The sequence below is a fragment of the Stenotrophomonas maltophilia group sp. LNF247 genome, assembly GCF_054083135.1.
In genome coordinates, this window is record NZ_JBSRQL010000002.1 from 263,433 (window position 1) to 288,210 (window position 24,778).

The 24,778-nt window shown below is 67.5% G+C and carries 22 protein-coding genes; 13 read left to right on the forward strand and 9 right to left on the reverse strand.

The window, feature by feature from the left end; genetic code table 11:
* The first annotated feature begins 234 nt into the window (after positions 1 to 234).
* The 5 genes from ACTXG9_RS03270 to ACTXG9_RS03290 all read left to right on the forward strand — a co-directional run bounded on the left by ACTXG9_RS03270 (position 235) and on the right by ACTXG9_RS03290 (position 5,016).
* A complete protein-coding gene (locus tag ACTXG9_RS03270; RefSeq protein ID WP_111104237.1) occupies positions 235 to 1,644 on the forward strand; it encodes an amidohydrolase in 1,410 nt (469 codons plus the stop codon).
* On the forward strand, positions 1,644 to 2,906 hold the full coding sequence (locus ACTXG9_RS03275) for an amidohydrolase family protein (RefSeq protein WP_021203928.1): 1,263 nt from the start codon (positions 1,644 to 1,646) through the stop codon (positions 2,904 to 2,906). The genes ACTXG9_RS03270 and ACTXG9_RS03275 overlap by 1 nt, the downstream gene beginning before the upstream one ends.
* Before the next feature lie 25 nt (positions 2,907 to 2,931).
* Positions 2,932 to 3,564, forward strand: coding sequence for a 2-hydroxychromene-2-carboxylate isomerase (locus tag ACTXG9_RS03280; RefSeq protein WP_021203929.1), 633 nt, complete (start codon positions 2,932 to 2,934; stop codon positions 3,562 to 3,564).
* A 94-nt stretch (positions 3,565 to 3,658) separates the two neighbouring features.
* Positions 3,659 to 4,600 carry a DegV family protein gene (locus tag ACTXG9_RS03285; protein ID WP_021203930.1) on the forward strand — a complete coding sequence of 314 codons (942 nt, stop codon included), beginning with the start codon at positions 3,659 to 3,661 and terminating at the stop codon, positions 4,598 to 4,600.
* Positions 4,601 to 4,677: 77 nt separating this feature from the next.
* Positions 4,678 to 5,016 (forward strand): hypothetical protein, encoded by a 339-nt coding sequence (locus ACTXG9_RS03290; protein WP_111104260.1) that lies wholly within the window; start codon positions 4,678 to 4,680, stop codon positions 5,014 to 5,016.
* Between the two features lie 114 nt (positions 5,017 to 5,130).
* On the opposite strand, the gene ACTXG9_RS03295 is transcribed toward ACTXG9_RS03290, so the two are convergent.
* A complete protein-coding gene (locus tag ACTXG9_RS03295) occupies positions 5,131 to 6,576 on the reverse strand; it encodes a GGDEF domain-containing protein (RefSeq protein ID WP_206621953.1) in 1,446 nt (481 codons plus the stop codon).
* 92 nt (positions 6,577 to 6,668) lie between these two features.
* Here ACTXG9_RS03295 and ACTXG9_RS03300 point away from each other — a divergent pair, with 92 nt between their 5' ends.
* Entirely contained in the window at positions 6,669 to 6,800 is a 132-nt protein-coding gene (locus ACTXG9_RS03300; RefSeq protein WP_457654773.1) for a hypothetical protein, read from the forward strand.
* An 87-nt stretch (positions 6,801 to 6,887) separates the two neighbouring features.
* On the opposite strand, the gene ACTXG9_RS03305 is transcribed toward ACTXG9_RS03300, so the two are convergent.
* Positions 6,888 to 7,970: an ABC transporter ATP-binding protein gene (locus tag ACTXG9_RS03305; protein ID WP_019661198.1), complete on the reverse strand. Its 1,083-nt coding sequence runs from the start codon at positions 7,968 to 7,970 to the stop codon at positions 6,888 to 6,890.
* Positions 7,971 to 8,322: 352 nt separating this feature from the next.
* On the opposite strand from ACTXG9_RS03305, the gene zwf reads away from it, so the two are divergent.
* The 5 genes from zwf (at position 8,323) to eda (ending at position 14,322) form a co-directional block, all read left to right on the forward strand.
* A complete protein-coding gene (gene zwf / locus ACTXG9_RS03310; protein WP_019661197.1) occupies positions 8,323 to 9,759 on the forward strand; it encodes a glucose-6-phosphate dehydrogenase in 1,437 nt (478 codons plus the stop codon).
* Positions 9,756 to 10,763 (forward strand): glucokinase, encoded by a 1,008-nt coding sequence (gene glk, locus ACTXG9_RS03315; RefSeq protein ID WP_019661196.1) that lies wholly within the window; start codon positions 9,756 to 9,758, stop codon positions 10,761 to 10,763. The genes zwf and glk overlap by 4 nt, the downstream gene beginning before the upstream one ends.
* Positions 10,760 to 11,482, forward strand: a complete 723-nt coding sequence (gene pgl / locus ACTXG9_RS03320) for a 6-phosphogluconolactonase (RefSeq protein WP_058980277.1) — start codon at positions 10,760 to 10,762, stop codon at positions 11,480 to 11,482. The genes glk and pgl overlap by 4 nt, the downstream gene beginning before the upstream one ends.
* Positions 11,483 to 11,540: 58 nt before the next feature.
* On the forward strand, positions 11,541 to 13,457 hold the full coding sequence (gene edd, locus ACTXG9_RS03325; protein WP_021202019.1) for a phosphogluconate dehydratase: 1,917 nt from the start codon (positions 11,541 to 11,543) through the stop codon (positions 13,455 to 13,457).
* Between the two features lie 205 nt (positions 13,458 to 13,662).
* Complete coding sequence (eda, locus tag ACTXG9_RS03330; protein ID WP_019661193.1) at positions 13,663 to 14,322, forward strand: bifunctional 4-hydroxy-2-oxoglutarate aldolase/2-dehydro-3-deoxy-phosphogluconate aldolase; 660 nt, start codon at positions 13,663 to 13,665, stop codon at positions 14,320 to 14,322.
* Positions 14,323 to 14,641: 319 nt separating this feature from the next.
* On the opposite strand, the gene ACTXG9_RS03335 is transcribed toward eda, so the two are convergent.
* From ACTXG9_RS03335 to ispG, 3 genes are all read right to left on the reverse strand, one after another.
* Positions 14,642 to 15,289, reverse strand: coding sequence for a response regulator (locus ACTXG9_RS03335; RefSeq protein WP_021202017.1), 648 nt, complete (start codon positions 15,287 to 15,289; stop codon positions 14,642 to 14,644).
* Positions 15,290 to 15,489: 200 nt separating this feature from the next.
* Positions 15,490 to 16,239, reverse strand: coding sequence for a phosphatase PAP2 family protein (locus tag ACTXG9_RS03340; RefSeq protein ID WP_058980273.1), 750 nt, complete (start codon positions 16,237 to 16,239; stop codon positions 15,490 to 15,492).
* Complete coding sequence (gene ispG / locus ACTXG9_RS03345) at positions 16,220 to 17,485, reverse strand: flavodoxin-dependent (E)-4-hydroxy-3-methylbut-2-enyl-diphosphate synthase (RefSeq protein WP_019661189.1); 1,266 nt, start codon at positions 17,483 to 17,485, stop codon at positions 16,220 to 16,222. The genes ACTXG9_RS03340 and ispG overlap by 20 nt, the downstream gene beginning before the upstream one ends.
* A gap of 114 nt (positions 17,486 to 17,599) precedes the next feature.
* Between ispG and ACTXG9_RS03350 the strand changes: the two genes are divergently transcribed.
* Entirely contained in the window at positions 17,600 to 18,826 is a 1,227-nt protein-coding gene (locus tag ACTXG9_RS03350) for an ATP-binding protein (protein ID WP_019661188.1), read from the forward strand.
* Complete coding sequence (locus tag ACTXG9_RS03355; RefSeq protein WP_005409063.1) at positions 18,823 to 19,386, forward strand: response regulator transcription factor; 564 nt, start codon at positions 18,823 to 18,825, stop codon at positions 19,384 to 19,386. The genes ACTXG9_RS03350 and ACTXG9_RS03355 overlap by 4 nt, the downstream gene beginning before the upstream one ends.
* A gap of 21 nt (positions 19,387 to 19,407) precedes the next feature.
* Here the strand turns inward: ACTXG9_RS03355 and ACTXG9_RS03360 are convergent, their stop codons facing one another.
* The 4 genes from ACTXG9_RS03360 to panD form a co-directional block, all read right to left on the reverse strand.
* Positions 19,408 to 22,305, reverse strand: coding sequence for a type 2 lanthipeptide synthetase LanM family protein (locus ACTXG9_RS03360; RefSeq protein ID WP_456115850.1), 2,898 nt, complete (start codon positions 22,303 to 22,305; stop codon positions 19,408 to 19,410).
* Between the two features lie 80 nt (positions 22,306 to 22,385).
* Positions 22,386 to 22,592, reverse strand: a complete 207-nt coding sequence (locus ACTXG9_RS03365) for a DUF6229 family protein (RefSeq protein ID WP_010484314.1) — start codon at positions 22,590 to 22,592, stop codon at positions 22,386 to 22,388.
* Between the two features lie 280 nt (positions 22,593 to 22,872).
* On the reverse strand, positions 22,873 to 24,387 hold the full coding sequence (pgi, locus tag ACTXG9_RS03370; protein WP_021202012.1) for a glucose-6-phosphate isomerase: 1,515 nt from the start codon (positions 24,385 to 24,387) through the stop codon (positions 22,873 to 22,875).
* Positions 24,384 to 24,764 carry an aspartate 1-decarboxylase gene (panD, locus tag ACTXG9_RS03375; protein WP_005409061.1) on the reverse strand — a complete coding sequence of 127 codons (381 nt, stop codon included), beginning with the start codon at positions 24,762 to 24,764 and terminating at the stop codon, positions 24,384 to 24,386. The genes pgi and panD overlap by 4 nt, the downstream gene beginning before the upstream one ends.
* Between the last annotated feature and the right edge of the window lie 14 nt (positions 24,765 to 24,778).

Below are 24,778 nucleotides of genomic sequence, written 5' to 3' on the forward strand. Positions count from 1 at the left end.
TTGATTCCATGAGAGGTACGGGCCCGGCTCCCTCGTTGGAGCAGGTGCGTAAGCTGGTGACACAGGTCAGCGCAAGACGTAATCAGCCCATTGCTTCATCCAACGTTAATATTTCCTTCACAAATCCTCCATCAGAAAATTCCTACCCCCCACGCCCCTGTCCAAGGTCACTTGGCAAGCCACACCGGCCCCGGCTAGCGTCGGTGGATTCATGTTTCTGGCGAGGGGAACTGCATGGCATCGACGTTGTTGCGCACCGGGGTGGCACTGGCGCTGGTTTCATTGAGCACGGCACCGGCGGTGGGCGCCTCGCGCTTCGTCGCCGATCCCTACCCCAGCACCTACCAGGCACACCCCGATGCACCGGTGCTGATCCAGAACGCCACCGTGCTGACCGGCACCGGCCAGCGCCTGGACAACGCCGACGTGCTGCTGCGCGAGGGCAGCATCGTTGCCGTCGGCCGCCAGCTGCAGGCCGATGCCGGTGTCACCCGCATCGATGCGCAGGGCAAGTGGGTCACACCCGGCCTGATCGACGTGCACTCGCACCTGGGCGTGTACCCCAGCCCGGGCGTCGGCGCGCACAGCGACGGCAACGAGATGACCGCGCCGGTCACCGCCAACGTCTGGGCCGAGCACTCGGTGTGGCCGCAGGACCCGGGTTTCGCCACCGCACTGGCCGGCGGCGTGACCAGCATGCAGGTGCTGCCGGGCTCGGCCAACCTGGTCGGTGGTCGTGGTGTGACCCTGAAGAACGTCCCCGCCATCACCTACCAGGCGATGAAGTTTCCCGGCGCACCGTGGGGACTGAAGATGGCCTGCGGCGAGAACCCGAAGCGGGTGTACGGCGGAGGCAAGGGCGTCGCTCCGGCCACGCGGATGGGCAACGTTGCCGGTTACCGCGCCGCCTTCATCGATGCCGCCGACTACATCGCCAAGAACAAACCGAAGCCGGCCAAGCGCAGGAGCTGGTTCGGCAGCGACAAGGGCGACAGCGCCGGTGATGCTGGCGGCAAGCGCGATCTCAAGCTGGACACGCTGGCCGGTGCGATCGAGGGCGACATCCGCGTGCATATCCATTGCTACCGCGCCGACGAGATGGCCACCATGCTCGACCTGGCCAAGGAATTCGGCTTCAAGGTGGCCGCCTTCCACCACGGCGTGGAGGCCTACAAGCTGGCCGACCGGCTGGCCGCCGACGGCGTCTGCGGTGCACTCTGGGCCGATTGGTGGGGCTTCAAAATGGAAGCCTTCGACGGTATTCCGGAGAACATCGCGCTGGTCGACCGGCCGAAGAACAGCTGCGCCATCGTCCATTCCGATTCACCCGAAGGCATCCAGCGCCTGAACCAGGAAGCGGCCAAGGTGATCGCCGCCGCGCGCCGCGCCCACATGCCGGAGATCCCCCCCGAGCACGCCATCACCTGGATGACTGCCAACGCCGCCAAGGCGCTGGGCATCGAAGGCCAGACCGGCACTCTGGAGGCGGGCAAGATGGCCGACGTGGTGGTGTGGAACGGCAACCCCTTCAGCTCGTACGCGCTGGCCGAGCAGGTCTTCATCGACGGCCGCCGCCTGTACGACCGCAGCGCACCTGCGGCCACGCCACGTTCCGACTTCCAGCTTGGCCAGGAGGTGCACTGATGGGCGCGTTGAACAAGCGTCGCCGGGCATGGCTCGGCGCTACGGTCATGGTGCTGGCCTGCCTCTCCGCATCCGCGCAGGCGCAGGACCTGCTGGTGCGCAACGCGACCGTGCATACGGCCAGCACGCGCGGCAGCCTGAAGCACGCCGATGTGCTGGTGCAGGGCGGGATCATCCGCGCAGTCGGCAGCGGGCTGTCCGCCCCGGCCGGGGCCAGCGTGGTCGAGGCCGATGGCCGCCCGCTGACACCGGCGCTGTTCGGGGGCATCACCGAGATCGGCATCGAAGAGGTCTCCGGTGAAGCGAGCACGGTCGACAGCACGTTGAAGATCGGCGAACAACCGTTGCGCCCCGAGTTCGATGTCACCCTGGCGTACAACCCGGCCTCGGTGCTGATCCCGGTGGCACGCCTGGACGGCATCGGCTTCACCGCCCTGGGGGCGGCCACCGGCGGCGGCTTCGTTGCAGGCCAGGGTGGCGTGATGCGGCTGGACGGCAGCGCCGATCCCCTCGGGCCGCGCGCGCTGTTCCTGCGCCTGGGGTCGGCCGCAGTGGAGCTGACCGGGCAGTCGCGTGCAGCGCAATGGATGCTGCTGCAGCAGATGGTGGACGAGGCGCGTGGCCAGGTTGCCGCGGACTCACCGCACGCGCTGCTGACGCCGGCCGGGCGCCGCACGCTCAGCCGCTACCTGGCCGGGCACGGCCGCATCGTGGTGGAGGTGGACCGCGCGGCGGACATTCGCCAGCTGCTGCGCTGGGCCGCCCGCGAAAAGGTGAAGATCGCCATCGCCGGTGGCAGCGAAGCCTGGCAGCTGGCGCCGGAGCTGGCCGCCGCACAGGTACCGGTGTTCGTCGATGTGTTGTCCAACCTGCCGGCCAGCTTCGACCAGATCGGCGCCACGCTGGAAAATGCGGCACGCCTGCAACGTTCCGGCGTGGCGGTCTCGTTCGTGCAGCGTGGCGACGCCTCGCACAACGCCCGCAAGATGCGCCAGCTGGCCGGCAATGCCGTGGCCAACGGTTTGCCCTGGGCCGACGGCCTGGCCGGCCTGACCCGGGTGCCGGCGCAGGCGTTCGGCGTGGCCGACCAGATCGGCAGCATCGAGCCGGGCAAGCGTGCCGACCTGGTGCTGTGGGAGGGCGACCCGCTGGACGTGGCGCACTATGCCGAACAGGTCTGGCTGGGCGGCCGGGCGATGCCGATGCGCTCGCGCCAGACCGAACTGCGCGACCGCTACCTGCAGCGCAACGCGCAGCCCTGACCTCCAGTTATTCAAGGAAACCTGCATGGCCACCCTGCGCTGGTACTTCGACTTCGTCTCGCCCTATTCCTACCTGCATTGGCAGAAGCTGAAGCAGCTACCCCAGTTCGCACAGATCCAGACCGTGCCGATCGCCTTCGGTGCCGTGCTGCATCACCTGGGCAACCTCGGGCCGGCCGAGATTCCGGCCAAGCGCCGCTTCATGTACCGTCAGCTGCTGTGGACTGCGCAGGCCGAAGGAACACCGCTGCGGTTCCCGCCGGGCCACCCGTTCAACCCGTTGTCTGCCCTGCGGCTGTGCCTGGCCGCCGGTGGCGCCGTGCAGGCGGTGGACGTGCTGTTCGACTGGATCTGGCGCGACGGCAATGCCGCCGATAGCGCCGAGGCCCTGCGCGAACCGGCTGCGCGGCTGGGGATCGAGGATGTCGCCAGCGCCATCGCGGCCCCCGCGGCCAAGGAGCAGCTGCGGAGGAACACCGAGTCCGCCATTGCTGCCGGCGTGTTCGGCGTACCAACCCTGGCCATCGATGACGAACTGTTCTGGGGCAACGACGCCCATCCGTTGATGGCCGCCGTGCTGGCCGATCCCGCCCTGCTGCAGCAGCCCGAGTGGCAGCGCCTGGCCGAACTTCCGGTGGCCGTGCAGCGCAGTCGCTGAACAGGGCCTGGCGCATTTCCCTCGCGCGCCACGCCAGAATTTGAGATAGATTTCACGTTTCCGAACCTACAACCGCCCTGGAGGGGAGCCGCGGATGCGCATCGGAATCGTCGTCGACTCGGCCTGCGACCTGCCGCAGGACTTCATTGCCGAGCACAACATCGTGCTGCTGCCGATCACCGTCCGCATCGGCGAAGCCGTGCTGGCCGATCACCGCGATGAGCAGGCCACGCTGAGCTTCCTGCACGCGCACGTGGCCGAACACGGCGCCGAGGCGGAAACCATTCCCTTCAGCGTCAACCAGATCCGCGACCTGTTCCTGCAGCAGCTGGTGATCGATTACGACCACGTGTTCTGCATGACCATCACCAAGACCCGCAGCCCGATCCATGACAACGCGCTGCAGGCCAGCTTCGCCATCCTCAACGACTACAAGCCGGTGCGCCAGGCGGCAGGCTACAACTCACCGTTCGCGCTGCGCGTGCTCGATACCCAGAACCTGTTCGCCGCGCAGGCGGTTACGGCGGTGGAAGCCGTGCGCCTGCGCGAGAGCAACGCCAGCGTGCAGCAGATCCGCGAGCGGCTGGAGGAACTGTCCGGCAACGTGCACGGCTATATGGTCACCCGTGATCTGTACTACATGCGTGCGCGCGCACGGCACAAGGGCGACCGCAGTGTCGGCCTGCTCAGTGCGGCGCTGGGCAGCGCGCTGGACATCAAGCCGGTGCTGCACGGCTACCGCGGCGAGACCGGGCCGGTGGCCAAGATCAAGGGCTTCGACAATGCCGTGCAGAAGCTGTTCGCGGTGGTCGGCCAGCGCGTGCGTGCCGGGCTGATGACACCGACGGTGTGCGTCAGCTACGGCGGAGAACTGGACGAGCTGCGCACGCTGCCCGGCTACGCACAGCTGAAAGAGGTCTGCGCCACCCATGGCGTGACCGTGTACGAATCGGTGATGAGCCTGACCGGCATGGTCAACGTCGGCAAGGGCGCGGTCACCGTAGGCTTCGCCGATGGGCCGCATCGGTTCGAATGAGCGCTGGCCACGGCCGGAATCTGCACATCGATTCCACTGCGGTTGTGCCAGTCTTGCCGCACTTCAAGGAGAACGCCATGCCTGCGCAGTACCACATCAGCCTGCCCGATCCCTCCAAGGCCCGCGGCAACGACCCTGACCTGTCCTTCCATTCGCAGGGCGCCGCCGGCTTCGCCGAGGAACTGCAGGACGCGCTGCGCAGCGGCGCGCTGTTCGAGCGCTGGAAGGCCAAGCAACCCGACCCGGATGCGGTGGAACCGCAATGGGGCGTGACCGATCCGGAGGCCACCGTGACCGGCGAACAGAAGGATCTGCGCATCAACCTGGTCGCCACCACCCGCATCGACAGCGATGTGTTCAAGCAGCGCCTGCGCCTGCTGGCCGGCAGCCACTGGGAACTGCGCGACGTGCGTTGAGGCCACGCCGTGGTAGTGCCGGCCGCTGGCCGGCAACCGAGGAGATGCCGGCCACCGGCCGGCACTACCCAGTGCGATGTCCCTGGACGGGCGGCACGCCATGGGCTGGTCCGCTCAGCAGTCCATCGTTCCGTGCGCGTTGCCCTCGTCATCCAGCACGTGTGCGTGCAGGACCACCTGGTTGCGGCCAGCCCGCTTGGCGGCATACAGGCCGGCATCGGCGTCTGCCAGCAACTGATCGGCACTGGCCAGCGCCGGCGGATGCAGGTAACCCACGCCGACGCTGATGCTGACCGGGCCTTCCGGCAATGGCAGCGCTTCGACCGCTTCGCGCAGGCGCTCGGCCAGCGCCAGCACGCCCGACAGTGGGCTTCCAGGCACGATGACAGCGAATTCTTCACCGCCATAACGCGCAACGCTGTCACCGCCGCGAACTGCGACGCCCTTCAGCACCCCGGCCACCGCCTGCAGGCAACGATCACCGGCCGGATGGCCGTGCCGGTCGTTGAAGGCCTTGAAGTGGTCGATATCCACCAGCAGCAGGCCCAGCTCGGTGCCGCTGCGCCGCGCGCGATTCCACTCGGAGGTCAGCCGCGCATCGAACTCGCGGCGATTGGCCACGCCGGTGAGGCCATCCTGCCGCGCCAGTTGATCCAGCGCCGCCTGACGCTCCAGCAGATCGGTCTGCAGCAGGACGCTGCGCAGGCCGAAACCAAGGGTGGCTACGACGAAGCCCGCGACGGCCAACGGCCGCGCATGATCGACCACCAGCGTGCCGACCACCAGCAGCAGCAACGGCAGGATGATCGGACCGGCGGCCTGCACCGTCCTCGCCAGCCGCGGGTGTGCCGTGGTGCCTGTGTCCGGCGCCGTGTCCAGCGCCAGGCAGGCGATCAGCAGAAAAGGGACGTCGATCAGCAGGTCGTTGAACGCACCGAACGCATCATCGGAGGTGTAGTGGTTGATGTAGTAGGCCACCAGCAGATAGGCCAGTGCGTACAACGCCAGTGCACGGAAGAACCTGCGCCGTTCGGGCACGTCGCCGGCCAGCCATCGCACCACGGCGAACGCGGCGATACACAGGTTCTGGATATCGAACATGCGTTGCATGTTGGCCAGCGCGTGGTCGTCGATGTCAACGCGGGCGGCAAACGACTGCGCGTGCACGAAGAACAGCACGCCCAACAGCGCCGCCATCGCCGCATCGATCAGGCTGATGCTGACCCGTTCCCGGCGCGCCCGGGCCAGGATGAACACCAGGGGCACACCGTAAAGCACGTAAAGGAACAGGCTTGCGCGCGGGGTGAAATCGGCACGCCCGGCGCCCAGGGCATCAATCATGTTGAACGCCATGCCGCCGGCCCACAGCAGCAGGGCCAGCGCCGTGGCGCGCCACCCCAGTGCCGCGCGGTCGCGGCGGGCCCGCCACAGGCAGGCGACCGCAGCCAGCAGCGGGGCGCCGGTCAGGAAAACGAAGGAACCCGCCCCGGCGGGACCGGGCCACAGGGCCAGCACCAGCCCATGGCACAGCACATACAGCAGCGCCAGCACTACCGGCATGCATCCCCCCGATCCGCAAGGCCGTCTGAGCGCACGATAGCGCTCCGGCACGCCACAGCGGCGTGATCCACTGCAGCAAAACGACACTCCGCGTGCGTCACCATGGTAGTGCCGGCCGCTGGCCGGCAATGCCGGGGAATCCCTGGGCGTTCCGGTGGTGCGCCGATTCCTGGCTGGACCAGTACAAGCGCATCCTCAAGCTGTTCGAGCAGAACCTGAAGTGAGCAACGCCGCAGCCACGATCCGGATCGTGGCCGCGGGCCGGCAAACATTCACGGTTGAGGTTGCCGGCCAGCGGCCGGCGCTACCCGTTACAGGCGCTCGCCGCTCTCTGCGTTGAAGAAATGCAGGCCCTGCGGGTGGATCGCCACGCGGATGTCATCGCCCACCGCAGGCAACGCCTGCGGTGCCACGCGCATGGTCAGCGCATGCTGGCCACTGCTGAGGTTGACGAAGATCTCGTTGCCGACCGGTTCGATGCCCTCAATGCGCGCGATGAACGCGTGCGCATCATCGGCAGCAGCCGGTTGCAGGTGCTCCGGGCGCACGCCCACCGCGATCGGTTTCTGCAGCCATGCCGGATCGATCGTGGCCTGGCCCAGCGGTGCACGCCACTGGCCGTCGACCACGGTCACGCCACCGGCATCGCCCTGCAGCGTGCCACGCAGCACGTTCATCGCCGGGCTGCCGAGGAAACCAGCCACGAACAGGTTGGCCGGGCGGTCGTACAGCGCCATCGGCGTATCGATCTGCTGGATGATGCCGTCCTTCAGCACCACGATGCGCTGACCCAGGGTCATCGCTTCAACCTGGTCGTGCGTCACGTAGATCATGGTGGTGCCCAGCTTCCGGTGCAGCTGCGCAATCTCGGTACGCACGCTGTGACGCAGCTTGGCGTCGAGGTTGGACAGCGGCTCGTCGAGCAGGAACACCGCCGGCTCGCGCACCAGCGCCCGGCCCAGTGCCACGCGCTGACGCTGGCCACCGGACATCGCCTTGGGCAGCTTGTCCATCATCTCGGTCAGGCCCAGCGTCTGCGCCGCCTCGGCAATGCGCTTGTCGATGGTCGCCTTGTCATGCCCGCGCAGCTTCAGGCCGAAGGCCAGGTTCTCGGCCACGGTCATGTGCGGGTACAACGCGTAGCTCTGGAACACCATGGCGATGTCGCGATCCTTCGGCGCCACGTCGTTGACCACGCGATCACCAATGGTCAGCGTGCCACCGCTGATCTCTTCAAGGCCGGCCACCATCCGCAACAGGGTCGACTTGCCACAGCCGGACGGTCCGACCAGCACCATCAGCTCGCCATCGGCGACCTCGAAGGTGGCGTCCTTCACCGCGACCTGGCCGTTGTCATAGACCTTGCGCACACCCTGCAACTGCACTTTTGCCATATCACCTATCCGGTCCGCCCGAAGCCGGGCTGTCTTTTGGGACTGCCTCGGCCCTCCCGATGGCAGTGATGATTGCGCGCCTGCCGCATGACGGCGAGCACTGCAATCGAATACAGTTGCCCATTCTGCCATGTAAACGTTTTCACGTGGCACTATCCGATGATCGGTGCGCACCGATCTGCGTCGGCGGTTGAACGAAGGTTCCGCCGAGGTAGTGGTTTCGAATGGAACGATCTTCCGCAACACCGGAGATCGCCCCTGACGAACCTCGGACAGGCAGTTGCGCGGATGTCCCCCGAACCCAGCCATGAAGCGATTGACAACGATGTCACCCGGATCTGAAACTCGAGCGATGCACGACACCCTCTTCCTGTTCGGTGCCACAGGTGATCTGGCCCAGCGCTACCTGTTCCCTTCGCTGCTTCGCCTGCTTGGCGACGGCCTGCTGCCGGAGGACTTCCGCATCCGCGCATTGGCCCTGTCCGGGCATGACACCGAAGCTTTCCATGACATCCTCCGGCCGCGCCTGCAGCAGGCCATGCCGATGGCCACGCAGGACGACATCGCTGCCCTGCTGCGCCGCATCGACTACCGTTCGGTGGACCTGCGCGATGTCGACTCGGTTGCCGCCGCCGTCTCCGACCTGGTGCACCGCAAGTGCGTCAGCTACCTGGCCATTCCGCCGGGCCTGTACATCTCCACCTGCGAAGGCCTGGCCAAGGGCGGCGCCCTCGCCGCGCCGGCACGCCTGATGCTGGAGAAGCCGATCGGCAGCGACAGCGAGAGCGCCGAGGAAATCATCAGCACCATCGGCCAGTGGATCGACGAGGACCGCGTGTTCCGCCTCGACCACTACCTGGGCAAGGCCGCGGTGCAGAACCTGATCGCACTGCGCTTCGGCAACACGCTGCTGGAAGCGGTGTGGAACCGCAACTACATCGAATCGGTGCACATCCTGGTGGCCGAAAGCGAAGGCGTGGATGGCCGCGATGCCTATTACGCCCGCTCCGGCGCGCTGCGGGACATGGTGCAGAGCCACATCCTGCAGCTGCTGTGCATGGTGGCGATGGAACCGCCGGCATCGCTGGAAGCCGATCGCATCCGCGACGAGAAGGTCAAGGTGCTGCGCGCCCTGCGCCCGCTCGATGCCAGGCACGCCGCGCGTGACAGCATCCGTGGCCGCTACACCGCCGGCACCATCAATGGCCAGCCGGCCCAGGCCTACCAGCCGCCGGAAGGCAGCGACGTGGAAACCTTCGCCGGTGTCACCGCGCATATCGACAACTGGCGCTGGAGCGGCGTGCCGTTCCACCTGGTCACCGGCAAGCGCCTGCCCGAGCGCACCACCCGCGTGGTGGTCACGCTGAAGCCGGTCACCCACTGGCTGTTCGAGCGCCCGCAGCGCGCGCAGGCCGCGCCGAACCGCCTGGTGTTCCAGCTGCAGCCGCAGGAAAACATCGAACTGGGCCTGATGAGCAGCCTGGCCGGCCCGGAATGGGGTGCCCTGGAACTGCATCCGCTGGAACTGGAACTGTCGGTGCCGACCGGCCTGCACCGCCGCATCGCCTACGAACGCCTGTTCCTGGATGCCTTCAACGGCAACCACACGCTGTTCGTGCGCGACGACGAAGTGCGCGCAGCGTGGGCCTGGATCGACAGCGTTGCCGACGCCTGGAAGGAGGCCAAGCTGCCGCTGGAACCGTATCCTGCTGGCCAGTGGGGCCCGAGCAATGCAGGCGAGTTCCTGCCGCAGGGCGTGGACGCGCCGGACAGCGGGGCCTCGGCATGAGTGCCATCTCGCAGCCGGTGCTGGTTGCCGACATCGGCGGCACCAATGCCCGCTTCGCCCTGGCCGACACCTCGCAGGACGCGCCGCTGCTCAAGGAGAGCATCCGCGAGTACGCGGTGGCGGAATTCCCGTCGCTGGGTGATGCCGCGCGCCACCACCTGGAGCAGATCGGCGCTGCGGCCAGCCGCGGCGTGTTCGCAGTGGCCGGCCGCGTCGACGGTGACGAGGCGCGCATCACCAATCATCCGTGGGTGATCTCGCGCAGCCGCACCGCCGCGATGCTGGGGTTCGACGAGCTGCACCTGATCAACGACTTCGCCGCACAGGCGATGGCGATTTCGCTGCTGCAGCCCGAGGACGTCGTCCAGGTCGGCGGCGCCGCCTGGGTACCGGGCAAGCCGGGACAGCCGCGCAACTACGCGGTGATCGGGCCCGGTACCGGGCTCGGCGTCGGTGGCCTGATCATGCGCCACGGCCGCTGCTATCCGCTGGAAACCGAAGGCGGTCATGTCAGTTTCCCACCGGGCACACCGGAAGAAATCCGCATCCTGGAAATCCTCTCCGAGCAGTTCGGCCGCGTCTCCAACGAACGCCTGATCTGCGGACCCGGGCTGGTCAACATCCATCGCGCCGTGTGCGAGATGGCCGGCATCGACCCCGGCCAGCTGCAGCCGGTAGACGTGACCGCGCGTGCCCTGCACGGTGATCCGCAGGCAATGCGCACCGTGGACGTGTTCTGCGCGGTGTTCGGCGCCATCGCCGGCGATCTGGTACTGACCCAGGGCGCCTGGGACGGCGTGTTCCTGACGGGCGGCCTGACCCCGAAGATGCTCGATTCACTGCAGCACTCCGGCTTCCGCCAGCGCTTCGAACACAAGGGGCGGTTCTCTTCGATCATGGCGAGGGTGCCATCGCTTGCCGTGATGCATCCCCACGCCGGACTGCTGGGCGCTGCCGCCTATGCTGCCGACGCCGAACGTGACGCACCAGGAGTTGCCGCATGAGCCCCACCTTCCACGACGACCGCATCGAGTTCATCCAGCACGGCGACGCCGATGGCTGGATCGAGGCGGTGGCCGCCGAAATGGCGCAGACCCTCAACCACGACATCAATGAGGTGGGCCGGGCCCGCATCCTGCTCTCCGGTGGCACCACGCCGGCGCCGGTATACCAGGCACTGGCCGAACTGGACGTGCATTGGGACCGGGTGGAAGTGAGCCTGGCCGATGAGCGGTGGCTGTCGCCGCAGGATCGCGACAGCAACGCCTGGCTGGTGCGCGAGCACCTGCTCAAGCGTGCCGAGGGTGCGCACTTCGATCCGCTGGTGCGGATCGGCAAGCCGCTGACGGAGTGCGTCTACACCGCCAACCTGCAGGCCCAGCACAGCCAGCCACCCAGCCTGGTGGCACTGGGCATGGGCAACGATGGCCACACCGCCTCGCTGTTCCCGGGTTCGAAGGACCTGGCCCGTGCACTGGAAAGCACCCTGCCCTATGCGGCACTGGATGCCACCGGCTGCCCGGGCGCGAACCAGTGGCCGCTGCGCATCACCCTGACCCCGCACGGCCTGCGCCAGTGCCGCCAGCGTCTGCTGCTGCTGCGCGGCAAGCAGAAGCTGCAGGTACTGCGCCAGGCACTGGACAGCAATGACCCCCAGCAGTACCCGATCCTCAATGCAATCAACCTGGAAGGCGCGCGCCTGCGCGTCCACTGGGCTGATTGATGTCGGCGGCGGCGCCACGCCGCCGCTTGCCTCTCGCCACCACGAACGCCGGTAGCCAATGAGCCTCCATCCGCAACTGCAAGCCATCACTGAGCGCGTCATCCGCCGCAGCGCGGCCTCGCGCGCCGCCTATCTGGCCGCGATCGACGCCTCCCTGCGCGAAGGCCCGTTCCGCAGCCGCCTGAGCTGCGGCAACCTCGCCCACGGATTCGCCGCCTGTGGCGGCACCGACAAGAGCCGCCTGCGCGGTGGGGTGACACCGAACCTTGGCATCATCACCGCCTACAACGACATGCTGTCGGCGCACCAGCCGTTCGAGACCTATCCCGAGCAGATCCGCCAGATCGCCCGCGAGCTGGGCGCCACCGCGCAGGTGGCCGGCGGTGTGCCGGCGATGTGCGACGGCGTCACCCAGGGCCGTGGTGGCATGGAGCTGTCGCTGTTCTCGCGCGATGTGATCGCGCAGGCGACGGCGATCGGGCTCAGCCACGACATGTTCGATACCACCGTCTACCTCGGTGTCTGCGACAAGATCGTGCCGGGGCTGCTGATCGGCGCACTGGCCTTCGGCCACCTGCCGGCGGTGTTCGTGCCGGCCGGCCCGATGACCCCGGGCATACCCAACAAGCAGAAGGCGGAAGTTCGCGAGCGCTATGCCGCCGGCGAAGCCACCCGTGAAGAACTGCTGGAAGCCGAGTCGGCCTCCTACCACGGCGCCGGCACCTGCACCTTCTACGGCACGGCCAACTCCAACCAGGTGCTGCTGGAAGCGATGGGCGTGCAGCTGCCGGGCGCGTCGTTCGTCAATCCGGGCACCCCGCTGCGCGACGCTCTTACCCGCGAAGCGACCGAACGTGCACTGGACATCACTGCGCTGGGCGATGACTTCCGTCCGCTGGGCCGGATCATCGACGAGCGCGCGATCATCAACGCGGTCATCGCGCTGATGGCCACCGGCGGTTCGACCAACCACACCATCCACTGGATCGCGGTGGCGCGTGCGGCCGGCATCGTGCTGACCTGGGACGACTTCGACGAGCTGTCGCAGCTGATTCCGCTGCTGGCCCGCGTCTACCCGAACGGCGAGGCCGACGTGAACCGCTTCGCCGCCGCCGGTGGCCCGGCGTTCGTGTTCGGCGAGCTGATCAAGGCCGGCCTGATGCATGGCGACCTGGTCAGCGTGGCCCGTGGCGGCATGGCCGACTACGCCCGCGAACCCCAGCTGCGCGACGGCCAACTGGTTTATCTGCCGGGCCTGGAACGCAGCGCCGATGACGAGGTGGTGCGTGGCGTCGACAATCCGTTCGAACACCAGGGTGGCCTACGGCTGCTGCGCGGCAACCTGGGCAAGTCGCTGATCAAGCTGTCGGCGGTGAAGCCGCAGTACCGCACGATCGAAGCACCGGCCGTGGTGGTCGATGCACCGCAGGTGCTGAACAAGCTGCACGCCGGTGGCCTGCTGCCCGAGCATTTCGTGGCGGTGGTGCGTTACCAGGGCCCGCGTGCGAACGGCATGCCGGAACTGCATTCGCTGGCGCCGCTGCTGGGCCTGTTGCAGAACCAGGGCCGACGCGTGGCGCTGGTCACCGACGGTCGCCTGTCCGGCGCCTCGGGCAAGATTCCGGCGGCGATCCACGTGACGCCGGAAGCGGCGCGCGGCGGCCCGCTGGCGAAGGTCCGCGAAGGCGACATGATCCGGCTGGACGGCGAGGCCGGCACGCTGGAGGTGCTGGTGGACCCGGCCGAATGGGCGGCGCGTCCGCTGGCTCCGAACACTGCGCCGGCCGCGCATGACCTGGGCCGCAATCTGTTCGCGGTCAACCGTCGCGTGGTGGGCCCGGCCGACCAGGGAGCGATGTCGATTTCGTGCGGTCCGGCGGCGGCCGATGGCGGGCCGTGGGAGTACGACGCGGAGTACGAGCTGGGGCATGATGCCGCGGCGGCGGCAGCGCCGCATGAGGCGAAAGACGCCTGAAGCGAAAAGCCGCGGCAGGCTTCCCGGCCTGGGCAGTAGAGCGCCCTGGCCGGGACACGCCGTAAACCCATCCATGGGGGCTCGATCGCGGCATCCATGCCGCTCACGGTCCCGGCCAGGGCGCTCCACTGCCCTTGGACAATTCCCGGCGCGTCATCTGCGCTGCGGCCACTGAATCAAGAAGAGCAAAGGCAAGGGCAAAAGCATGGGTATCGAACAACATCAGGTGAAGGCGGCGGAGCTGTTGCATGCGGCGGGCATCCTGCCGGTGGTGACGGTTCATACGCTGGACCAGGCGCGGGCGGTCAGTGCGGCGCTGCTGGACGGTGGTTTGCCGGCGATCGAGCTGACGCTGCGTACGCCGGTGGCGATGGAAGCGTTGGCGATGCTCAAGCGCGAGCTGCCCGATGTGGTGGTGGGTGCAGGCACGGTGCTGACCGTGGAGCAGATGCAGCAGTCGATCGATGCGGGCGCGGACTTCCTGGTGACCCCGGGCACGCCGCCAGCGCTGGCCGATGCACTGGCTGCTGCGCCGCTGCCGGTGGTGCCGGGTGCGGCCACGCCGACCGAGCTGCTGTCGCTCTACGCCCGCGGCTTCCGCGTGTGCAAGCTGTTCCCGGCCACGGCCGTGGGCGGGCTGGCGATGATCAAGGGACTGGCCGGCCCGGTGGCGGACCTGAAGCTGTGCCCGACCGGCGGCATCACCGAAAACACCGCCGCCGAATACCTCGAGCAGAAAAACGTGGTCTGCATCGGCGGTTCGTGGATGGTGCCGGGCAACTGGATTGCCAACGGCGAATGGGACAAGGTGCGCGCCAGCGCCGCCGACGCCGCGAAGATCATCAAGCGCGTTCGCGACCACTGAGCCCAACGCAGCTGTAGAGCCGAGCCCACGCTCGGCTCCACGCCAGCGGAATGGAAAGCAGCCGAGCATGGCTCAGCTCTACAGGACCAGCATCCAGAGCGCGACCCGCTCCCGCTCTTCCTTCTTCATTCCGCGGTGGCGGCGCACGAAAACCGTCCTTGGCCCTGCGGAGGGATTGCGCAGGGGCGTGAGCGCCATGGATGGCGCGACCGAGCCTCCAGGGATGGATTCACGGCGTCCCCTGCGCAATCCCTCCGCAGGGCCAACCCCACGAATCCTGCCGCACACCGCAAGGGGCTCAGCCGTTGGCCGAAACCCGTTACAGCGGCCGCGCCGGATCCACCAACCCGTACTGGCTGGCCATCCGCGCCAGCGCGATGTTGTCGTGGATCCCCATCTTCTCGAACAGCCGCGCCTTGTGCGTGTTCACCGTCTTCGCACTCAGGCTCAGCCGCCGCGCGATATCTTCCTGGCGCAGGCCCTGGGTCAGCAGCAACGCCACTTCCAGCTCGCGCGGCGACAGGCTGTCGAACGGCGAACCGTTGCCTTCCACCGTCGACAGTGCCAGATTCTGCGCGATGCTGGTGCCCAGGTAGCGGCGCCCACCTGCCACGTCACGCACCGCGCGCAGCAGTTCCTGCGCATCACAACCCTTGCCGATATATCCGGCCGCGCCGGCTTCGAGCAGCCGCTTCGGCAGCGGGCCATCTTCCAGCACCGACACGATCACTACGCGGGTGTTGCGGTGGCTGCGCACGATGCGCTCGGTCACTTCCATGCCGCTCACACCCGGCAGGTGCAGGTCACACAGCACCACATCCGGCAGCAGCTGGCGGACTTCACGCAGCGCGTCTTCGCCGGTCTCGGCTTCGCCCACCACCTCGATGTCGGCTTCCCCCGACAGAATCATCTTCATCCCGGTGCGGACCAGCGCGTGGTCATCCACCAGGTAGACTCGAATCGTCATTCACGTACCTCTTCGAATGCGGCCATTGCAGGTCAAGCTAGGCAGGGTGCCGATACCCTGCAAGCGCGTTCGGAATGCGGCCCCGGCAATCTGCCTTGCGCATCACAGTACCGCGCGTTGTGCTTGCCCCCTGTCTTGCAGAACCTGCTGCAACGAAACAACTGATCTATCACGTAGACGTCCCGCGCGGGGCATCCACGTCAATCCCCCTGTGATGATGCTTCGCTGGCCTTCGCTGGCCGCGTGCCATGATGCCGCCAAGGGTGCCGGCGACTGAACATGACCAGATAGCACCCTACCACCCAAACCAGCGCGGCACACCATCCGGCCAGGATATCGGAGGGGTAATGCACCCCCAGATAGACCCGGGAGACGCTGACCAGCAGGCTGAATGCCGGTGCCAGCAGCAGCACCGGCCAGCGCCAGCGGGTGTTCCAGGCCAGCAGTACCAGGGTCACCGCCAGGGTCATCGAGCCCATCGCGTGGCCGCTGGGAAAGCTGAACGTCGATTCCGGCGCGATCGATTCCCACAGGCTGGGGCGCTGGCGCTGGAAGAAGTGCTTGCTGCCCATGTTCAGCAGCGCCGAGCCGACGAAGCTGACCGCCACGAAGGTGGCCTCGCGCCAGCGCCGGTAGCCCAGCAGCACCCCGATGATCAGCACGTCGGCCGGGATCAGGAACCACTCATAGCCCAGTTTGGAAATGAGCACGAAGAAGCGGTCCAGCAGTGGCGAGTGCAGGCCATGCATCTGCCACAGCAGCGGCGCGTCGAAATGGAACGATTCAAACTCGTGCACCTCGTCCGCCAGGGCGACGAAGCCAGCCAGCGGCAGCAGCACGCCGCCGAACAGCAGGACCAGGCGCCAGGCATTGCGAGCCATCCAGTGGCGGAAACCGGAGGCGGATTCCGGTGCAGCGAGGATTGCAGGCTTATCCGGCGCTTCGGACATACGTGTGTTCGACGTAATCGTCGATCAGGGCGACGAACTCCTGGGCGATGTTGTCGCCGCGCAGGGTCACCTTCTTCTCGCCATCGACAAACACCGGCGCTGCGGGTGTTTCGCCCGTGCCCGGCAGCGAGATGCCGATGTTGGCATGGCGCGACTCGCCCGGCCCGTTCACGATGCAGCCCATCACCGCCAGGGTCATGTTCTCCGCCCCCGGGTGGTGGATCTTCCACAGCGGCATCTTCTCGCGCACGTGGTTCTGCACCACCTTGGCCAGCTCCTGGAAGAACTCCGAGGTGGTACGGCCGCAGCCCGGGCAGGCCGTGACCAGCGGCGTGAAGGCGCGTTGGCCGGTGGTCTGCAGCAGTTCCTGGGCGACGATCACTTCCTGCGTGCGCGACTGGCCCGGTTCCGGGGTCAGCGAGATGCGGATGGTGTCACCGATGCCTTCCTGCAGCAGCACGCCCAGCGCCGCCGCCGACGCGACGATGCCCTTGCTGCCGATACCGGCTTCGGTCAGGCCCAGGTGCAGGGCGAAATCCGAGCGCTGAGCCAGGTCGCGGTATACCGCGATCAGCTCCTGCACGCCGCTGACCTTGGCCGACAGCACGATGCGGTCGCGCGGCAGGCCGAGTTCCACCGCCTGCTCGGCCGAATCCAGGGCCGAGCGGATCAGCGCTTCGCGCAGCACGCGGCCGGCATCCCAGGGCTGTTCGCGCAGGCTGTTCTCGTCCATCAGCTTCGCCGCCAGGGCCTGGTCCAGCGAGCCCCAGTTGGCGCCGATGCGCACCGGCTTGTTGTAGCGGATCGCAAACTCGATCAACTGCGCGAACTGCAGGTCCTTCTTCTTGCCGAAGCCGACGTTGCCGGGGTTGATGCGGTACTTTGCCAGCGCTTCGGCACACGCCGGTTCGGCGGTCAGCAGCTGGTGGCCGTTGTAATGGAAGTCACCGATCAGCGGCACGTCGATACCCATCATCGCCAGCTTGTCGACAATGCGCGGGATCGCCGCAGCCGCTTCCACGGTGTTGACGGTCAACCGCACCATTTCCGAACCCGCACGCCACAACTCGGCCACCTGCTTGACGCTGGAAGCCACGTCGGAGGTGTCGGTGTTGGTCATCGACTGCACCACTACCGGCTTGCCTCCGCCTACGGTGACCCCGCCGATCTGCACGGCATGGGTCTGGCGGCGGGGCCAGGAGGTGGCATCTGAGGGAGGCGTAGGGCGGGTAACGGCGTCGTGCATGGGCGCATTCTACCGCCCGCTCCCGCATTCGGGGTGACTCGCATTCAGCCGGCGGCACGGCTGCGGCCGATTGTCGCAGGCACGCGCGCCCGTGAACGCATACGATGAGCATGAATGACCGGTCCCGACGCCCCGTTCCTCCGTACCCTGTGCAGCCTGCGCTGGCTTGCCGTAGGCGGCCAGGCCGCCACCATCCTGGTCGCCAGCTGGGTGCTGGGCCTGCCGTTGCCCCAGCTGCCACTATGGGCCGGCGTGGCCGTGCTCACCTTGTTCAACATCTACACCCAGCTTCGCCCGGAAGCGGCCGACACCGCCCCGCTGACCGCATTCGGCCATATCCTGGTGGACGTGATCATCCTGACCTGGATGGTGGGCTGGAGCGGCGGCATGGCCAACCCGTTCAGTTCACTGTTCCTGATCCTGATCGCGCTGGCCGCCTTCGCCCTGCCCCTGCGCTGGGCACTGGCAGTGGCCCTGGCCTGCCTGCTCGGCTACGCCGCCAGCGGCATCTTCGGCCAGCCGCTGCCGGACGGCTATTTCCGCGCGCAGGACCTCAACCGTTGGGGCGTGGTCGCCAACTTCCTCATTTCCGCAGCGGTCGTGCTGACCTTCTCCACCCGCCTGGCGCTGGCGCTGCGACAGCGCGAACTGGAACTGTCGGCACTCAGGGAACGCTTCGCCCGCAACGAAGGGATCGTCGCCCTGGCCACCCATGCCGCCTCGGTGGCGCATGAACTGAACACGCCGCTGGCGACCATGACCCTGCTTGCCGATGACGTCGCCGAGCGCAGCGAAGAGCCCGAAGTGCGCGAAGACATGGAGACCCTGCGCGAACTGCTGGTGCAGTGCCGGGAACGCGTGCTGGCGCTCGCCGCACCGGCCTCGGCCGACGCACCGGGCCGCAGCCACTCCAGCGCCCAGCAGGTACTGGAACAGTGGCGCCTGGTGCGGCCGACCATCGACCTGCATCGCAATGACGATGCGCCGCTGCGGTTACCACTGGATCCGGGCGTGGGCCATCTGCTGATGGTCCTGCTCAACAATGCCGCAGATGCCGGCGAACAGGCCGGGCGGCCACGGGTAGACCTGGACCTGCGCATCGAAGGCGACGACCTGATCGGCGAAGTCCGCGACTACGGCCACGGCTTCGATGCCCGTGCCGCGGTGCTGCCAGGCAAGCTGTTCGGCAGCAGCAAGAGCGAGGGCATGGGCGTTGGCCTGGCCCTGTCCCATGCCACCATCGAACGCCTCGACGGCGAGATGTGGATGCGCCCGGCCCAAGGCGCCGGCAGCCGCGTCGGCTTCCGCCTGCCGCTGGTCCCACGCGAGGAAACCCCATGAGCGCCTCAACCCTCGGCCTGCTGGTCGACGACGACGAACTGTACCTGCGCACCCTGCAGCGCAGCCTGGCCCGCAAGGGACTGGAAACGCAGACCGCGCAGGATGCCGCCAGCGCGCTGGCATTGGCCCGCCAGCATCCGCCGGCGTTCGCGCTGATCGACCTGAAGCTGGGCAGTGATTCCGGCCTGGCGCTGATCCAGCCGCTGCGCGCGCTGCGCGCGGACATGCGTATCCTGCTGGTGACCGGCTACGCCAGCATCGCCACTGCCGTTGAGGCGATCAAGCTGGGGGCCGACGATTACCTGCCGAAGCCGGCCACGGTACCGATGATCCTGCGCGCGCTTGGCGAGGAAGACGACGGCCCGGCCGACGATGGCGAAATGGAAGTGCCGGACGCGATGACGCCGATCAGCCGCCTGCAGTGGGAACACATCCAGCAGGCGATGCACGAGACCGGCGGCAACGTGTCCGCAGCGGCACGCCTGCTCGGCATGCACCGGCGTTCGCTGCAGCGCAAGCTGGCAAAGCGGCCGAGCCCGGAACGCGATCCGAGCCGTTGATCGCTGACGGACCGGTCCGGCTCAGGCCTCGGCCAGCGCCGGCCGGTCCTGCGCGGCGCTGGAGCGCACCGCACACGCATCGGCCCGCGTGGCCATCGTCTCCTGCAGCAGCGGCGATGGCAGTACGCAGGCCGGATGCATGCGCAGGAAGCCGTAGATCGAACCCGCCAGGCCGATCATCAGGCCCGGGGTAAAGGCCGCGCGGGTGAGGCCGCCAACCATCCCCTGGTGCTCCTCGATCGAAGAAATGATCTCGATGGCGGCCTCGTCCTGCGGATAGGGACACCCTGCCGGATCCAGCGCAGCGGCCAGCACCAGCAGTTCCCGGGTGGACACATCGCCATGGCACAGGGTGTGGCTGAACCCCCATTTGCCGCGCGCATCGGCCACGGCGCGACGCATGTCGCGCAATTGCGCGGCATCACCGGTGCGGGCATACAGGTCCGCCGCCGCCAGGCCGATGCCCACGCTGCCGTGGCACCAGGTCGGGAAGTTCTTCTGCCCATCCTGCAGGTGGATGTCCCGCCAGTGCCCGGTATGTGGCTCGAACAGGGCTGCCTGGAATGCAAATGCTCCTTCGGCCAGCCGCCGCCATGCGGCCCGCTCGGGCACGCTGCCAGCCTCGGAGCGGGCCAGTCGTGCCAGCGCCCAGCCCATGCCCATCGCACCGTGGCCAAAACCACCGATCGGCTCGCTGAACTGTGGCGTCGGCCAGCGCGTACCGTCTGCGTCGACAATCGCAGCGTCCTGCATGCGGCGTCCCGCTGCGGCCGCCAGTTCCAGCCAGCGTGCGTTGCCGGTGGCTTCAGCCAGCGCCAGCAACGGCAGGATCATGCCGGACACACCATCAATCAGTTCGAACTTTGCCGCCTGCTGGAAACCGCGATGCTCCGCGGCTTCCGCGCAGCGCTCTGCCAGCGCCAGCAGCGCCGGTCGCTGCAACAGGTCGTGCAATGCCAGCAATGCCCACATTTGCGAACCGGTTCCGACGAATCCACCGTCAATTTCGGCGGGGTGCCGCTCGCACAGGGTCTGGAACACCGCAAGGGCGCCCTCGATGGCCGGATCCAGCCCGGCCACCGGATCGGCACGCCCCTGCTCCACTTCGTGGCGATAGGCTGCCAGTGCGAAAGCGATGCCGCCCAGCCCGAAGTACAGGTCTGGCTGCACCGGCTGGACGGTCCATCCGGTACGCGTCACTTCAGGTGTGATCCAGGTCATCGAGCCGTCTTCGCCGTGCACCGCCAGCCGCAGCAGGCTTTCCACCGCGCGCGTGGCCAGCGTGCGACGGCGTGCGTCCAGGTCGTCGGCGCGGGGATGCCGTGCTGCATAGCTGTAGCCGGACCGGGCCTCGGCTCGGGCCAGTGCATGCTGGTTCAGGTCGGTGGCGACCAGCGTGCTGCGGATCGTCACGTCTTCCAGGTCGATCCGCATCGCGCGCCAGTTGGCGACGACGGAGTGGATACGCGCCGCGTCCAGCTGCGATGCGAAGATCGGAATGTCACCGTGGCGCAGGTCATCGACCTCTCCGCGTACGGTTTCCAGGTCCGATGGCGCAGCGGGCGACACCGCCGCATTCCGCACCAGCAGGTCGATCGCGCGCTCAACCGCCCGAGCTTCGTGGTGAAGCGATGCTGGATGCCAGAGCATCCGCCCGAGCTCGGCGTAGGCCATTGTCGGCCGCCGTACATCCCGCACCTGGCAGCCTTCGAAGGCCGTCAGCAGCGGCATCAGTTCGCCGTTCGCGTCCAGCGCGCGCAGGCGCCCACTGGCGTCGATGAAGCCCTCGCTGATGTGGTCCCAGTACAACGACACATCGGGCTGTGCGCTGGGATGGTTCTGCGCAATGGAGACCTCGGCCTCGACCATGCCCAACCGGGCCGGTTCCGTCCCGTCGTCGACGATCACCGGCACCTGCACCCGTGGCTGCTCGCCGGGCAGCGCGCCGGCTGCAGACAGGTCCACGCCCTCCATGCCCAGGCCGGCAGTACGGAACGGCACGATTCCGGTACGCAGCACTGAATTGCGCATCAGCTTGACGGCGGTGTCGTACGCATCGCCAAGCCCTGATGGCTCGATTTCGATTACCCGGCAGAACACGCTTTCGGCGTCGACCACCACCGGCACCGGCCCGACCGCGATCAGATTCTCCAGATGGATGTCGGTGCCACCGATCAGGCGCAGGATGGCCAGCCAGTGGCCGAGGCCGCGGTAATAGCACCGCAGTTCAGCCTCGCCGGAACAATAGCGATGCGCGGCGAATGCAGCCCAGCCGTGGCTGCCACGATCGATCACCTTCGGCACGCGCACGCGGTCAGGGGCATCACCGAAGACCGCGGACAACAGGCCATCGAGCGTGGCATCGATGCGCAATGAGCGCGGCTTGTACATCACCGTGCCGCCTTCGAACTGCAGCCGTGCCACGGTGCGGCCGCCACCGTGCAGGTCTCCGCGGCCCAATGCAACGGCATGCAGCGTGCCCGCCGGCGCACCCAGCAACTCGGCCAACGCAACACGATCACTGCCGATGCGTGCAGCGAGCTCCACCACGGCCGCGCATTGTCCTTCGAGCATGCGCGTCAGGCGCGGCAGCAGTACCGGATAACGTTGCTGCAGATGCGCGCGGAAGCCCTCGCTCGTGGCCAGGGCAACGAATTCGTCCAGCGCACCAGCACTGTCAAGCGGGCCGATGTCACCGCTGCGTGCAGCGGCGTGCAGCTCCAGCAGGAGCACGCGGTTGAGCTTGAGCTGGGCATGCTCATGCAGCGCCGCCTCGCCCTGCGAATGCAGCAGCGCACGTTCGCCGGGCTGCAGGGCAATGGCGGGATCATGCAGGCCGGCAGCCAGCGCAGCGCGCGCCTGGGCAAGGAAATGTTCGGTGATGCGCGCAAACGCGGCCGCAGCCGGAGAAGCGGTCATTACGCCCCCTGCGAGATTCAAGAGTCTGTTCCAGTCGCCGGCACGCAGCTGCATGCCTCTGCGTGCCGGCACGGGCTACATCAGCAACACAGGCAGTGGTTGATCACCGATACCGTGGTGGTGCACTCGTTGGTGCCACCGGTGATCATGGTGTCCGAAGCCCCGGTGAGGGCCGCTTCGGTGGCTGCCGCACCGTAGATGAACAGCGAACCCGCAGGGTTGGCGCACCCATCCACATCGTCCGAGCCATTGAGCCAGCCGGACACAACGTCGTCATTCAGATCCATTCGCAATCTCCTGTCATTCACAACATGAGGCGTTGAGGACATGAATCGATTCCACGTCCCTTCGGATACGGCCAGTCCCTGGCATCAACATCATGCTGCGAGCGATACTGGATGACAGGTACAGCCGCCCATGCACACTGCATTGGCACGCCATGCGTAGTCAAGCTGCGCTGCCGCAGGCACGCGAATACGCTGCATGGGCAACGCCGCAGGGCCCCGGAATGGCAGGAACGGAAGGCACGGGATGGCCGGCCTGTCGCCGGCGCATCCACGACCGGGCTCAGCGCTTCAGCTGCGCCAGTATCTCGCGGGTCATCGGATCGGCAATCGCCACACCCTCACCCTGCAGCGCCGGCAACAGGCCACTGGCCAGCTGCTTGCCAAGCTCGACACCGAACTGGTCGAAGGCATTGATGTTCCAGATCACCGACTGCACGTACACAGCGTGTTCGTACATGGCGATCAGTGCGCCCAGCGCCTGCGGGGTCAGTGCGTCGAGCAGGATCAGCGTGCTCGGGCGGCCCCCGGGGTAATCGCGGTGCGGGTCGTCGCTGCTCTGGCCATTGGCCAGTGCTTCGGTCTGCGCCAGCAGGTTGGCCAACAGGGCCTGATGATTGATCGTGTAGGGATCGTCGCTGTGCACGCAGCCGATGAAGTCGGCCGGAACGATGCTGGTGCCCTGGTGCAGCGCCTGGAAGAAGCTGTGCTGCACGTCGGTGCCCGCCCCGCCCCACCACACCGGCACGGTGTCGGTGGTGACCGGCTGTCCGTCACGCTGCACGCGCTTGCCCAGGCTTTCCATCACCAGCTGCTGCAGGTAGGCCGGCAGCAGCGCCAGGCGCTGGTCGTAGGTCATCACCGCGTGCGTGGCATGGCCCAGCAGGTTGCGGTTCCAGATGTCGGTCAGGCCGTGCAGCACCGGCAGGTTGCGCTCCAGCGGTGCATCCAGCGCATGCGCATCCATCTGCGCGGCGCCTTCCAGCAGCTGCTCGAAGCGCTCGAAACCGATAGCCAGCGCGATCGGGAAACCCACGGCCGACCACAGCGAATAACGGCCACCGACCCAGTCCCACATCGGCAGCACGCGATCGGCGGCGATCGCGAAAGCCTTGGCCGCGCGTTCCGGATTGGCGCTGACGGCATACAGGCGCTCACTGCCCCCCAGCCAGTCGTGCAGGATCTGGCCGTTGAGCAGGGTTTCCTGCGTGCCGAAGGTCTTGGAAATCAGGATGCCCGCGGTCTTCGCCGGATCCAGCGTGGCCAGCGTGCGCTGCATGGCGGCGCCGTCCACGTTCGACACGAAATGCACGCGCAGGCGCGCACCGCTGACCGGACGCAGCGCATCGGCGACCAGGCGCGGACCGAGGTCGGATCCACCGATGCCGACACTGACCACGTCGGTTACGCCGCTGTCTTCCAGCGCGCGCACCAGCACGCCCATGCGCTGGCGGATCTCGCGCGCGGTGGCATAGGCCTCAGCGGCAACCGGTGCATCGACCACGTCGCCGCGCAATGCGGTGTGCAGTGCGGCGCGACCCTCGGTCAGATTGACCTGCTCGCCACGGAACAGGCGCGTGATGGCGCCGCCGACATCACGTTCGGCAGCCAGCGCCAGCAACGCCTGCAGCGCGGCGGCATCGTATTTCTGCCGCGCGAAGTTGACGTACAACGGACCGACCCGCAGCGCCAGATCCTGCACGCGGCCGGGTTCGGCGGCGAGCAGGCTGGGAATGCTTGCGCCCTTCAGGCGCTGGGCGTGGGAATGCAGCGAGTCGAATCCGTTGTTCGTTGTCATGCGGCCTGGGTCGGGATCGTGTCGTTGGTGTGGGTGATCTGGTTCTTGCCATCAACGTACACCAGCTTCGGCTTGAAGCTGTCGGCTTCCTGCTCGGTCATGCTGGCGAACGCGGCGATGATGATGATGTCACCGACCTGCACGTGGCGCGCGGCGCCACCGTTGAGCGAGACAACGCCGCTGCCGGCCTCGGCGCGGATGGCATAGGTCGAGAAGCGCGCACCGTTGGTCACGTCCCAGATGTGCACCTGCTCGAACTCGCGGATGCCGGTGGCAGCCAGCAGGTTGTCATCGATGGCGATCGAGCCTTCGTAGTTCAGCTCGGAATGGGTGACGGTGGCGCGATGGATCTTGGTCTTGAGCAGGGACAGGTGCATGGGGGCGCTGCAAC

Coding starts and splice junctions, on each gene's coding strand:
- pgl (WP_058980277.1), top strand. CDS start 10,760: ATGAGCCCCACCTTCCACGACGACCGCATCGAGTTCATCCAGCACGGC.
- ACTXG9_RS03350 (WP_019661188.1), top strand. CDS start 17,600: ATGACCGGTCCCGACGCCCCGTTCCTCCGTACCCTGTGCAGCCTGCGC.
- ACTXG9_RS03340 (WP_058980273.1), bottom strand. CDS start 16,239: ATGTCCGAAGCGCCGGATAAGCCTGCAATCCTCGCTGCACCGGAATCC.
- glk (WP_019661196.1), top strand. CDS start 9,756: ATGAGTGCCATCTCGCAGCCGGTGCTGGTTGCCGACATCGGCGGCACC.
- edd (WP_021202019.1), top strand. CDS start 11,541: ATGAGCCTCCATCCGCAACTGCAAGCCATCACTGAGCGCGTCATCCGC.
- ACTXG9_RS03275 (WP_021203928.1), top strand. CDS start 1,644: ATGGGCGCGTTGAACAAGCGTCGCCGGGCATGGCTCGGCGCTACGGTC.
- eda (WP_019661193.1), top strand. CDS start 13,663: ATGGGTATCGAACAACATCAGGTGAAGGCGGCGGAGCTGTTGCATGCG.
- ACTXG9_RS03365 (WP_010484314.1), bottom strand. CDS start 22,592: ATGGATCTGAATGACGACGTTGTGTCCGGCTGGCTCAATGGCTCGGAC.
- ACTXG9_RS03280 (WP_021203929.1), top strand. CDS start 2,932: ATGGCCACCCTGCGCTGGTACTTCGACTTCGTCTCGCCCTATTCCTAC.
- ACTXG9_RS03335 (WP_021202017.1), bottom strand. CDS start 15,289: ATGACGATTCGAGTCTACCTGGTGGATGACCACGCGCTGGTCCGCACC.
- zwf (WP_019661197.1), top strand. CDS start 8,323: ATGCACGACACCCTCTTCCTGTTCGGTGCCACAGGTGATCTGGCCCAG.
- ACTXG9_RS03295 (WP_206621953.1), bottom strand. CDS start 6,576: ATGCCGGTAGTGCTGGCGCTGCTGTATGTGCTGTGCCATGGGCTGGTG.
- ACTXG9_RS03270 (WP_111104237.1), top strand. CDS start 235: ATGGCATCGACGTTGTTGCGCACCGGGGTGGCACTGGCGCTGGTTTCA.
- ispG (WP_019661189.1), bottom strand. CDS start 17,485: ATGCACGACGCCGTTACCCGCCCTACGCCTCCCTCAGATGCCACCTCC.
- panD (WP_005409061.1), bottom strand. CDS start 24,764: ATGCACCTGTCCCTGCTCAAGACCAAGATCCATCGCGCCACCGTCACC.
- ACTXG9_RS03355 (WP_005409063.1), top strand. CDS start 18,823: ATGAGCGCCTCAACCCTCGGCCTGCTGGTCGACGACGACGAACTGTAC.
- ACTXG9_RS03285 (WP_021203930.1), top strand. CDS start 3,659: ATGCGCATCGGAATCGTCGTCGACTCGGCCTGCGACCTGCCGCAGGAC.
- pgi (WP_021202012.1), bottom strand. CDS start 24,387: ATGACAACGAACAACGGATTCGACTCGCTGCATTCCCACGCCCAGCGC.
- ACTXG9_RS03360 (WP_456115850.1), bottom strand. CDS start 22,305: ATGACCGCTTCTCCGGCTGCGGCCGCGTTTGCGCGCATCACCGAACAT.
- ACTXG9_RS03290 (WP_111104260.1), top strand. CDS start 4,678: ATGCCTGCGCAGTACCACATCAGCCTGCCCGATCCCTCCAAGGCCCGC.
- ACTXG9_RS03305 (WP_019661198.1), bottom strand. CDS start 7,970: ATGGCAAAAGTGCAGTTGCAGGGTGTGCGCAAGGTCTATGACAACGGC.